The sequence below is a fragment of the Nonomuraea sp. NPDC001684 genome (assembly GCF_053596515.1).
On the sequence record NZ_JBSFGJ010000363.1, the window covers coordinates 1 to 9,472 of the forward strand.

At 70.3% G+C, this 9,472-nt stretch carries 9 protein-coding genes and 1 pseudogene; 6 read left to right on the forward strand and 4 right to left on the reverse strand.

All coding sequences use genetic code 11. The annotated features are described in order from the left end of the window. The 3 genes from ACWCSD_RS39730 to ACWCSD_RS39740 form a co-directional block, all read left to right on the forward strand. Positions 1 to 1,546 (forward strand): carboxylesterase/lipase family protein (locus tag ACWCSD_RS39730; protein WP_449922611.1); only part of this gene is annotated, 1,546 nt, incomplete at its 5' end. Between the two features lie 139 nt (positions 1,547 to 1,685). Then, positions 1,686 to 2,030, forward strand: a complete 345-nt coding sequence (locus ACWCSD_RS39735; protein WP_449922613.1) for a hypothetical protein — start codon at positions 1,686 to 1,688, stop codon at positions 2,028 to 2,030. Further along, positions 1,988 to 2,641, forward strand: a complete 654-nt coding sequence (locus tag ACWCSD_RS39740; RefSeq protein ID WP_449922615.1) for a hypothetical protein — start codon at positions 1,988 to 1,990, stop codon at positions 2,639 to 2,641. Before ACWCSD_RS39735 ends, ACWCSD_RS39740 begins: the two co-directional genes overlap by 43 nt. 330 nt (positions 2,642 to 2,971) lie before the next feature. On the opposite strand, the gene ACWCSD_RS39745 is transcribed toward ACWCSD_RS39740, so the two are convergent. Both ACWCSD_RS39745 and ACWCSD_RS39750 read right to left on the reverse strand, forming a co-directional pair. Continuing rightward, positions 2,972 to 5,671, reverse strand: a complete 2,700-nt coding sequence (locus ACWCSD_RS39745) for a tetratricopeptide repeat protein (protein WP_449922617.1) — start codon at positions 5,669 to 5,671, stop codon at positions 2,972 to 2,974. Further along, positions 5,668 to 6,084: a hypothetical protein gene (locus ACWCSD_RS39750; RefSeq protein ID WP_449922619.1), complete on the reverse strand. Its 417-nt coding sequence runs from the start codon at positions 6,082 to 6,084 to the stop codon at positions 5,668 to 5,670. Before ACWCSD_RS39750 ends, ACWCSD_RS39745 begins: the two co-directional genes overlap by 4 nt. A gap of 475 nt (positions 6,085 to 6,559) precedes the next feature. Here ACWCSD_RS39750 and ACWCSD_RS39755 point away from each other — a divergent pair, with 475 nt between their 5' ends. Both ACWCSD_RS39755 and ACWCSD_RS39760 read left to right on the forward strand, forming a co-directional pair. Then, a complete protein-coding gene (locus tag ACWCSD_RS39755) occupies positions 6,560 to 6,940 on the forward strand; it encodes a hypothetical protein (RefSeq protein WP_449922625.1) in 381 nt (126 codons plus the stop codon). Between the two features lie 283 nt (positions 6,941 to 7,223). Continuing rightward, complete coding sequence (locus ACWCSD_RS39760) at positions 7,224 to 8,069, forward strand: CPBP family intramembrane glutamic endopeptidase (RefSeq protein ID WP_449922621.1); 846 nt, start codon at positions 7,224 to 7,226, stop codon at positions 8,067 to 8,069. A gap of 103 nt (positions 8,070 to 8,172) precedes the next feature. On the opposite strand, the gene ACWCSD_RS39765 is transcribed toward ACWCSD_RS39760, so the two are convergent. Then, complete coding sequence (locus ACWCSD_RS39765) at positions 8,173 to 8,901, reverse strand: MmyB family transcriptional regulator (RefSeq protein ID WP_449922623.1); 729 nt, start codon at positions 8,899 to 8,901, stop codon at positions 8,173 to 8,175. 110 nt (positions 8,902 to 9,011) lie between these two features. After that, a complete protein-coding gene (locus ACWCSD_RS39770) occupies positions 9,012 to 9,185 on the reverse strand; it encodes a hypothetical protein (RefSeq protein ID WP_449922627.1) in 174 nt (57 codons plus the stop codon). Here ACWCSD_RS39770 and ACWCSD_RS39775 point away from each other — a divergent pair. Next, positions 9,105 to 9,472, forward strand: a pseudogene (locus tag ACWCSD_RS39775) (hypothetical protein); the annotation flags it as partial. The gene ACWCSD_RS39770 and the pseudogene ACWCSD_RS39775 overlap by 81 nt on opposite strands.

Here is a 9,472-nt window from a genome sequence, read left to right on the forward strand (position 1 = left end):
CGGTGATGATCCGGCGCTGGTCCGCGTCGAGACGGGCCTCGTCCGCGGCGTGCTGCGCGACGACCACCGGCTCTTCCAGGGCATCCCGTACGCGGCGCCGCCCGTAGGGCCGCTGAGATGGGGATCGCCGCGACCCGCCGCCAGGTGGAGGGGGGTGCGCGCCGCCCTCCGTCCCGGCCCCGCGTGCGCCCAGGTCATGGACTTCATCGGCGACAAGCCGAGCACCGCCGAGGACTGCCTGTACCTCAACGTCACCACGCCGAGGCGCACCACCGGGAAGCTGCCCGTCATGGTGTGGATCCACGGCGGCGGCTTCCTCGGCGGCTCCGGAGCGATCTACGGCGCCGAACGGCTGGCCGCCAAGGGCGACGTCATCGTGGTGACCTTCAACTACCGGCTCAACGCGCTCGGGTTCCTGGCGCACCCCGCGCTGAACGGCGGCCCGGCCCGGCACGGGTCCGGCAACTTCGGCATCGAGGACCAGCAGGCGGTGCTGCGCTGGGTGCGGGCGAACGCGGCGGCGTTCGGCGGCGACCCGCACAACGTCACCCTCTTCGGGGAGTCCGCCGGCGGGATGTCGAGCTGTGTCCACCTGACCGCCCCGGGATCGCGAGGGCTGTTCCAACGCGTCATCATGCAGAGCGGGCCGTGCACCCTGCGCTGGCCGTGGGCCCCGAGCACGGCCGGACCGGACGCGGAGACCTGGCGTCCCAAGCCGCGGGCGCAGGCGGAGCGGCAGGCCGTCGAGATCGCCGCCGCGGCCGGCTGCGCCGACCTACGCACGGCGGCTGCCTGCCTGCGTTCCAAGCCGGTGTCCGTCCTGCTGAAGGCCGTCGGCCCGCGCGGGCTCGCGCCGGCCTACGGCGCCGGAGTGCTTCCGCAGGATCCGGTACGCCTGCTCAGGTCGGGCGAGTTCGCGAAGGTGCCGGTCATGCACGGCATCACCCGGGACGAGCACGTCACCTTCCAGGTCGGCTTCGACGCCGAGGCGGGCGGCCCGATCGCCCCCAAGGACTACCCCGCGGTGCTCGGCACGTTCCTGGGCCTGGACGACAGGCAGACCGCGAAGGTGATCCGCCGCTACCCGCTGAGCGACTACAAGCGCTCGACGAGCTGGGCGATGGCGAGCACGCTCACCGACTGGGCCTGGGCCTGCCCCGCGGTCGAGATGAACGAGCTGCTGGGCCGGTACGTGCCCACCTTCGCCTACGAGTTCTCGGACCGGACGGCGCCGTGGTTCAAGGAGGCTTCCCCACAGAGCTATCCGACAGGCGCCTACCACGCGGGGGAGCTCCAGTACCTGTTCTCGCGCGCATACGCCGGCCATGACCTGTCACCGGAGCAGCGGCGGCTCTCCGACGAGATGATCGGCTACTGGACCCGCTTCGCCCACACCGGCGACCCCAACGGCGACCGGGCGACCGGCTGGCCGCCCTACGACGCGCCCGGCGGCCAGGTGCTGTCGCTCGCCACCGGCCGGAACGGGATCCGGGAGGTGAACCTCGCCCGCGAGCACCGCTGCGCCTTCTGGAAACCCCTGACCTGATGGCAGATGCCGGGTCGGCTGATCGGGCAAACCCGGCGCCTGGTAGCCACCGTCCTGGAGCGCTGTCCGCCGGCCGTGCCTCCCCCCGACGTGCGTCCGGAGGACGAGCTGGGGCACCGAGGAGGCCATCGTGGTATCCATGCAGGACATCGCCAAGGAGGTCAAGTCGACCGCCGAGATCATCGACACCGTCTCCAAGATCCTGGCGGACGCATCGCGCTGGGCGGTGATCAAGGTGAACAACGCGACGAGCCGCACGCTTCGCCGGTTACGCGGCGCCCGCGCGCACGGCGCGTTCGCGCAGCTGCCCGCCGACTCCATCGGCCCTTTCCAGTCCGACGTCTTCGGCTCCAAGAGCAGCGAAGGCGGCATCGTGACCGGGACGACCGGACTCATCGTCTACGGTCTCGACGACGAGGGAACGGCGCTCAAGACTCATGGGTGGTCCCCTTCGTCGGCGGCAACGAGGCCAGAGCCGAGGTGACGGGACCGAACGCCGGCTTCTCTCTGTGTCGAGGCGAGATCGCCGGAGGTAACAAGAAAACGACCACCCGCTTCGCGATGGGGGAGAACGCGGCCCTCAGCCCGCGTGTCTCCGACTGGCGCACCTGCGGAGAATGCAAGGCGCTGTTCTTCGCGCTCGACGCCGGCCTCTGCCCGGGCAACGTGACGCGAGGCCGACAGCGCCCGATCGTCATAGGCGAGGGCGGGCAACTGCTGAACGAGCCCCGGTACGGCGCCCATCAGGCCGCGGGCCTCATCTTCCAGTTGCCGTTCGGCGTACCTGGGCCGAACCGCGAGTCCGGCTGGCGCAAGTGCACCCGGTGCAAGGCCATCTTCTTCGACGGGTTCGCGGACAAGAAGGGGGTCTGCCCGAAGTGGCCGGCGCCACGGCCCGGTCACGTGGCGGAGGCGGGTGGGCAGGACTTCTTCCTGCCGTTCGACATACCCCTCATGCCGGGACAGCAGAACGACTGGCGCTTCTGCGACCGGCGCTTCGTGCTGTTCTACTGGCCGCACAACGCGGACAGCGACTGCGCGGCCGGCGGCAAACACCACCCGCGCCCCTTCAACTACGTGCTCGACCACCTGTGACCTCGCCGGTTCATCGTCGGCGAGCTCCCAAGCGCTCCGTCAGGTTCGACGAACCTCACAGGAGAGCCCTCGGTGCCGTTCGCCACGGCTCTGGCCTGATTCGGCAGTTACCGGTGCGACCCCTCTGTGACGGCGTACACCGTGGAGAAGATCACGCAACATGCTCCCAGGCGATCTGAACCGGCCCACCTAGATCGCGAAGCTGCTCGGCATCAGTCCGGGGAGGCTGTACAACCACATCCCCGGCCTGCGTCGGCTTCGCGAAGGCGGGCACATCAACGAGCTCGCCGGCGAGCAGAGGCTGTCGGTGCAGGAGGACCGCGCGGTGGCTTACCTGAGCGCCTCCAGATTGCCCCGTACTACCTTCGTCGTAGGGTGGTCGGCGCCCAGCACCCGCTCGCAGTCGGCCAACGTCTGCTCGTAGAGCGGGATGGCCCGGCCCGGATCTCCCACCGCCTGGTAGACGTAGGCGAGGTTGTTGCGGGAGGTCAAGGTGTCGAGGTGGTCGGCGCCCAGCACCCGCTCGCAGTCGGCCAGCGCCTGCTCGAACAGCGGGATGGCCCGCCCCAGATTCCCCGCCGCCCGATAGGCGGCGGCCAGGTTGTTACGAGACGCCAGCGTGCTGGGATGATCCGTGCCGAGCACCCGCTCGCAGTCGGCCAGTGTCTGCTCCGAAAGGGGAATGGCCCGGCCCAGGTCATCCGTCGCCCGATAGGCACTGGCCAAGTTGATGCGGGAGCCCAGTGTGTCGGGATGGTCCGTACCCAGCACCCGCTCACGGTCGGCCAGTGTCTGCTCGAACAGGGCGATGGCCCGGCTCACGTCTCCCGCTGAGCAGTAGGCGTAGGCCAGGTTGTTCTGAGAGGTCAGGGTGCCAGGGTGGTCGGCGCCGAGCACCCGCTCGTGGTCGGCCAGCGACTGCTCGAACAATGGGATGGCCCGGTCCAGGTCCCCCGCCGACTCATAGGCGCCGGCCAGGTTGTTACGGGAGCCCAGTGTGTCGGGATGGTCCGTACCCAGCACCCGCTCACGGTCGGCCAGCGTCTGCTCGAACAGGGCGATGGCCCGGCCCAGATCACCCCTCAACTCGTACGTGCCGGCCAGGTTGTTGCGCACGACCAGCGTGTCGGGACGATCCGCGCCCAGCACCCGCTCACAGTCGGCCAACGCCTGCTCGAACAGGGCGATGGCCTGGCTCAGATCGCCTGCCGCCCGATGGGCGCCGGCCAGGTTGGTACGAGAGATCAGCGTGTGGGGGTGATCGACGCCCAGCACCCGCTCACGGTCGGCCAGCGTCCGCTCGTGCAGGGCGATGGCCTGGCTCAGATCGCCTGCCGCCCGATGGGCGCCGGCCAGGTTGTTACGCGCGTTCAGCGTGTCGGGATGGTCGGCGCCGAGCACCCGCTCGTAGTCGGCCAGCGCCTGCTCGTACAACGGGAAGGCACGGTCCAGCTCTCCCACGGACTCATAGGCTGCGGCCAGGTTGTTGCGCGCGGTAAATGTGTCGGGATGGTCGGCGCCGAGCATGCGTTCGTTCGCCGTGCATGCCCGTTCGAAGCAGGTGATCGCGCGGTCGACGGCGCCCTGATCGTGCAGAAAGAGTCCGGCCTGGTTGGTCAGATGGATGGTGTCGCTGGTCTCGGCGCCGGGGGATATGCGGTCGGTCAGGGCGGTGATGTGCGGCAGGAGTGCTCGCCACGTCGGCCACCCGGCAGGGTCTTTCGCCGAGTTCGGGAGAGCGTCATAGAGCAGGCTGGTGGCTTGAGCGCGGGCGGTGTCGATCGCCGCCGCCTGCCGGTGCGGGTCTTGGCGATCGGGGGTGCGGGCGACGGCTTGGACCAACCGGTGCACGGTGACCGTCTCGGAGCTGAGGGTGATCATGTTGTAGGCCGCGAGCTCGCCCGCGGCGTGCTGAACCTCCGGCGCGTCGGCATCCAGGCCGTCCAGCAGGGTACGGGGGATCGGTTCGGCGCCGCACCAGGCCAGGATGCGCAGCAGATCGCCGGTCAGCGGGGTGCCGGCCAAGTGGTCGAGGGTAACGCGCCAGATGCGGGCGATGGTGCGTTCGGCGTCGCCGCCGCGGGCGGTCCGGTCGTACATCACCGCCGGCTGTTCGCACAGCAGGTTCAGGTAGGCGCGCGGGGTCAGCCGGGTCTGGTGCAGGTACGCGCCCGCCTGCTCGATCGCCAGTGGCAGCCACCCCAGCTCGCGTACCAGGTCGATCGCCCCTTCCAAGCGCTCGGGCAGGTCTTGCTCGTCGAGGGCGGCCTGGAGCACGTCGCGGGCCAGGTCCGGGGTGGCGATGCGGGCCAGCAGCTCGATCGCCTCATGCTCGCCCAGCACGTCCAGGCGCAACACATGGGCGTCCAAATGATGCCAGCCCTCGCCCAGCCGGCTGGTCACCAGTACCTGCCCGGTCAGCGTCCGTTCCAGCAACGGCCGCACATCGGCGGGGTCGACGACGTTGTCCAGCACCAGCAGCCACCTGTCATGAGCGGCCAGCCACGCGGTGGCCCGCCCGGCCAGCGCCTCCAGCGGCAACACCGTGGTCAGCTCCGGCTGCAACGCGACCGTCAGGCCGGCCAGGCCGGCCTCCACCGCCGGGCGGGAGTCGGCGGTGATCCACCACACCGGGTTCAGCCCGCTGCCGGCCTCAGATTCCTGTCCGGGCACGGGCCGCCCGCCGGCCTGCGCGAGCGCGTAGTGGGCGGCCAGCGTGGACTTGCCCACCCCGCCCAGCCCGTGCACCGCGGCCACCACGACCTCACCCCCACCGCGCAACGCCGTCGCCAGCGCGGCCAGCTCCTCGTGGCGCCCGACGAACGTGCGCGTGCGCCGCGGCAGATTCACCAGCCGCGGCGGCGCGGCCACCTCGGTGACCGGCCGCAACACCACCTCGGGCAGCACCGTCTCGTTGATGAACTGGTCACGCCCAGCCTGGTACACGCGGGCATGTCCGGAAGCAGTGACCTCCAGCCGGATCTGCTGCTGGTGCTCACGCTCGTCGGGACCCGCAGAGGGCGAGGTCACCGCTCGTGGATGGTCTGGTCGCGGCCGGCCTGATAGACGCGGCCGTGCCCGTCGGCCTTCGCCTTCATCACCAGTGAGCCGATCAGTTCCTTGTCGGCCGGCGCCAGGGCCGGGTCAAGCACCTCATCCAGCACCCGCTGCAACTCGCCCGCCAGCGACGGATCGGCGCGCAGCAACTGCTGCAGCCGGACCTGCCAAGCCCCGGCCAGCGCCTGCTCGGTGTCGGCATCACCTTGTCGGCGGGCCTCGAGCACCTGCTCGCGCACCTCGACCAGCTCCGCCTCGACGACCTCAGCCTGCTCGGGCCGGACCTTGCGCCACAACGTCACCGCGCCATCACGTGCCGACTGCCAGGCGTCGGTGGCCATGGCGGTCACCAGCGCGGTGCCGGCGGCCAAAACGATCGGATCCACGCTGATCTCCCTCATGGTCGAAGGACGGACCCTCACCGTAGAACCAGCCGCAGCCGTTGGCCAGCCGCCGACGGCGGGTGGCACCCTGCGGGACCGTGCACGAGGTCGAGCACGTCGGCGTCTTCACGGCAGTCGAGCGCACTGCGGATGCCGATCGAGCTGGACGCGTGGGCGCGGTCGCTGGGGGAACTGGAGCGCACCGGCGACACCTGCGATTCGCTGGTGCGCTCCAGAGCGGACACCTGATCAGCCCATCGCCTGGCTGAAAGCCCGGTCCGCCTCACCATCCGGCCGGCGAGATCGCAGGCCAGGCCCTATGACGTCCCGAGGGATGGTCGATTTTGGTGACCGGTCATGAGGGTCCTCATCGTCGGTGGGAGTGGCTTTCTCGGCGGCGAACTGGCTCGGCGCGGGCGAGCATGAGCTGGCGGTCTCCGCTACTGGTCGGCGCCTGGTCCATGTCTTCAGCGACGCGGTGTTCTCCGGTGTTGCGAGCCGCTGTGACGCGACGTGCGCCCCTGATCCGATCACTCCGTACGGTGCGGCGAAGGCAACGGCCGAGACGGCCGTGAACGCCCTCCAGCCGGCGGCTGTGATCGTCCGGACATCCTGGTCATCGTCCCGGGCGTCTGGTGCTGTTCATCGCCCGGCGCGATGGACTGGACGCGGGCAGGTTGCCTTCGGTCTGGTGAGGCGACACCTACGTGCCGGGCTCGGTCGATGTGCGTTTGGACTGGGGCATGACGCAGCGGCGGCTTCGGACCAGGCTGCGCGGGGGCGCGCCAGTTTCCAGGTGAGACCGGCGCCGCCTGGCTCAGCGGTGGCATGTTCCACTTGCGCTGAGGGCGGCTCGTGAGGGTCGGCCGGCGCGAGCGGCTACCTGGTCAAGGAAGGTCGGCCCGTCGCTCGCCACGGATTTCATCCTGACGGGCGGTGCCGGGTTCACCCCTTCGGGTGAGGCCGGGCCGGTTCCTCCGCCCTAGCTTCGACATCGTGCGTTTCCTACGTCTCATACCTCTCAGCGCCGTCATGCTCGTCGGCGGGACGGCCCTGGCCCATGCCGGGGACTACCGCTCCGTCCACGGCACGCCCGGCGTCGCAGCTGCTGGATCCTCGCGCCCGGACGAAACGAGGTCAGCATGACTGCCTCCTCCACGCGCTCCAGTTCTGGCAGATCAACCGCCAACGATGTCACGTGGTTCTTCGCGATCGCCGTGCTGCTGTGTTTCGCGCTGTCCGTTCCGATGGTCTTCCGGCTGGTCCCGACGGACCTCTACAACCTGATCACTCCGATCATGCAGCAGTCCCCGCTGCTCGCAGCGATCATCATGTGGCTTGCCCGACGGCCCGGGACGTTCCGGGAGACGTTCGCCACCAGGTGGCGCGGCACGCCCAAGTGGGCGGGCATCGGCATCGGCCTCATCGCCGCGATCGCCGCGATCCAGACCGCCATCGCACTGGCGTCGGGAATCTGGCAGCTCAACCCGCCTGACCAGATCTTCGCGGCGACCATATGGATCGTTCCGGTCTTCCTCATGCAGTCGGTCTTCGCCATCGGCGAGGAGTTCGGCTGGCGCGGCTGGCTGGCCACGCGCGCCGCGTCATGGGGATTCTGGCCGCTGGCCCTGGTCAGCGGCCTGGTCTGGATCGTCTGGCACCTGCCGGTCCTCGCCGTCATCGGTGATCGGCCCCTCTGGGACATCGTCATCTACTTCGCGGGCATGCTGCCATGGGCGCCGCTGTTGCTCGCACTTCGCCGGCGGTCGGGGAGTGTCTGGCCCGCGGTCCTGACGCACGGAGCGATCAACAGCGTCCGGGTGTACCTGCTGCAATCCGTCCCCGACGCCACGGATCACCTGCTCATCGAGGTGATCGGCTGGGTCCTCACGCTCGCCGCCGCCGTGTGGCTGATGCGCCCCAGCCGGACGCAGCTCGTCCGCGATTCTCGCGAGGCAGGGCTGCTCGGGCAGGGCAGTGAAAAATGAGGCGGTGATCACGCGGCGTCGAGGTCGCCTCCGCCCAAGGCCGGGCGCGGCCCGGCGACCACGGCGGACAGTCTGTCGTTCGAGCGGTGCCGGTGCGATTGGTTCATCGGGCTGGTTCGGTTCGCATCGCCTGGGTGCCGACGACGGTCAGCAGGGCGAGCTTCTCGGCGGTGTCGGTCCCGGCGCGTGGGGTGAACCAGAGCAACCGCTGGCGGCCGTCCTCGCTGAAGAGGCTGAGGCAGTTGAGGTCGAGCATGCCGACGGTGGGGTGGACGATCCGCTTGCGCTCGTCTCTGCGCACCTCCACGTCCTGGTCGGCCCAGAGCGCCTGGAACTCCGGCGACCGCCGCAGCAGCTCGTCCACCAGCTCGGTCGCCTCGGTGTCGCCCGGGCTGCGTCGCCCGACCGCCGCGCGCAGGTCGGCGACGAACGAGTGTGACTGCGGGGCGAGGTCCTCCTGCGGGTAGATCTGTCGCGAGGACGGGTCGGTGAACCATCGGTGGATGAAGCTCGCCGCGCGGCCGTGGTGCGCGGACAGGTCGCCGAGCATCGCGACGGCGAGCGCGTTCTGGACCAGAACGGTGTGCAGGTCGGTGCTCACCATCGCCGGGGTCCCGTCGATCCGGGTCAGCAGGTCGAGCATCGCGGGGTGGACGTGTGACGCCGTCCCGCCCTGGTACGGGATCGGGCGGTTCGCCAACCGGTACAGACTGTCGCGTTCGTCGCGACTGAGGCGCCGCGGGCCGGGCGCGAGCCCGACCTCCTCGGGGCGGATCCGCTCGCGTCGCGAACGCAGGAAGCCGCCGAGTTCGGCGTATCTCGTGTTCGACATGGGCACAGCCTTCCTGGGCGGCACCGGTGGCGCCAGGGGATGTCGTCCCCACCTTCGGGAGCAACTGTCGGGGGCCCGCGCCGCGCCACAGGGTGGACGCCATGCACACCTCACTCACTGACCCCGGCGCATTGCCGGTCGCGGGAAAGACGGTCCTGATCACCGGTGGCACGAGCGGGATCGGCGCCGCGACCGCCCGGCTCCTGCTCGGGCGTGGCCACCGGGTCGCCGTCACCGGGCGCGACCCCGGTCGGCTCAGGGGCTTCCTCGACGACGCCGGCCACGCGGACCGCGTCCTGGGCCTGGTGGCGGACGCCTCCGACTGGGACTCCACGAACACGGCGGTCACCAGCGCGGTGGCGCGCTTCGGGTCGCTCGACGCGGCGATCACGAACGCGGCTCACCGGCGAACCCGGAACCCGCGGTGCGGAATACGACGCTGGTTGACAGGGCCGCCGGGGCTACTGCGGTGGGTGGAGCCGTATAGCCGACGTCGCCGAACGAGTTCATCGAGCGGGCGGGGCCGAGGGAGAAGGTCGAGCCGGGCGGGAAGACGGCCGGCTGCCCGCCG

What these genes read in the sequence shown, in the direction of transcription:
- ACWCSD_RS39735 (WP_449922613.1), top strand. Translation starts at nt 1,686, where the DNA reads ATGCAGGACATCGCCAAGGAGGTCAAGTCGACCGCCGAGATCATCGAC.
- ACWCSD_RS39760 (WP_449922621.1), top strand. Translation starts at nt 7,224, where the DNA reads ATGACTGCCTCCTCCACGCGCTCCAGTTCTGGCAGATCAACCGCCAAC.
- ACWCSD_RS39765 (WP_449922623.1), bottom strand. Translation starts at nt 8,901, where the DNA reads ATGTCGAACACGAGATACGCCGAACTCGGCGGCTTCCTGCGTTCGCGA.